This is a genomic window from Acidovorax cavernicola, assembly GCF_003581445.1.
This window is the reverse complement of sequence record NZ_QXMN01000233.1, coordinates 1-1242: the sequence shown is the minus strand read 5'-3', so window position 1 is coordinate 1242 and position 1242 is coordinate 1. Positions and strand designations below refer to the sequence as shown.

Below are 1242 nucleotides of genomic sequence, written 5' to 3'. Positions count from 1 at the left end.
ATCCTGTCGCGCGACACCGCCAAGCGTCTGGCTTCCTGGCTGGCCCTGGAAAAGGCCCTGGAATCTGGCGAGTTCGTGACCGGCACCACTTCGGGCAAGGTCAAGGGCGGCCTGACGGTTCTGGTCAACGGCATCCGCGCATTCCTGCCCGGTTCGCTGATCGACACGCGTCCGATCAAGGATCTGACGCCTTACGAAAACAAGACCCTGGAATTCAAGGTCATCAAGCTCGACCGCAAGCGCAACAACGTGGTGCTGAGCCGCCGCGCTGTGGTGGAAGCTTCGATGGGCGAAGAGCGCGCCAAGCTGATGGAGACGCTGAAGGAAGGCGCCATCGTTCAAGGCGTGGTCAAGAACATCACCGAATACGGTGCGTTCGTTGATCTGGGCGGCATCGACGGCCTGCTGCACATCACCGACATGGCATGGCGCCGCGTGCGTCACCCTTCGGAAGTGGTGACGGCTGGCCAGGAAATCACGGCCAAGATCCTGAAGTTCGACACCGAAAAGAACCGCGTGTCCCTGGGCCTGAAGCAAATGGGCGACGATCCTTGGATGGGCGTTTCGCGCCGTTATCCTTCGGCTACCCGCCTGTTCGGCAAGGTCACGAACATCGCCGACTACGGCGCATTCGTGGAACTGGAACCCGGCATCGAAGGCCTGGTGCACGTTTCCGAAATGGACTGGACCAACAAGAACATTGCTCCTTCGAAGCTGGTGTCGCTGGGCGACGAAGTCGAAGTCATGGTTCTGGAAATCGACGAAGACAAGCGTCGCATCTCCCTGGGCATGAAGCAGTGCAAGGCCAACCCTTGGCAAGAATTCGCGCAGAACACCAAGCGCGGTGACCGCGTCAAGGGCCCGATCAAGTCGATCACCGACTTCGGCGTGTTCGTTGGTCTGGCTGCCGGCATCGACGGCCTGGTTCACCTGTCCGACCTGTCGTGGAACGAAACCGGCGAAGCCGCGGTTCGTAACTACAAGAAGGGCCAAGAAGTCGAAGCCATCGTGTTGGCCGTGGACGTGGAACGCGAACGTATCAGCCTGGGCATCAAGCAGCTGGACAGCGATCCCTTCACCACCTTCGCGACCGTCAACGACAAGGGCCAGATCGTGACCGGCAAGGTCAAGACCGTGGACGCCCGTGGCGCTGAAATCGATCTGGGTGAAGACATCCTGGGCTACCTGCGCGTTTCGGAAATCTCGCGCGACCGCGTGGAAGATGCGCGCTCGGTGCTGAAG

General features: G+C 60.5%; 1 protein-coding gene. It reads left to right on the top strand.

The features are described 5' to 3' along the window. Positions 1-1242: 30S ribosomal protein S1 (gene rpsA, locus D3H34_RS32800; RefSeq protein WP_119558881.1), on the top strand; the 1242-nt coding region annotated here is incomplete at both ends.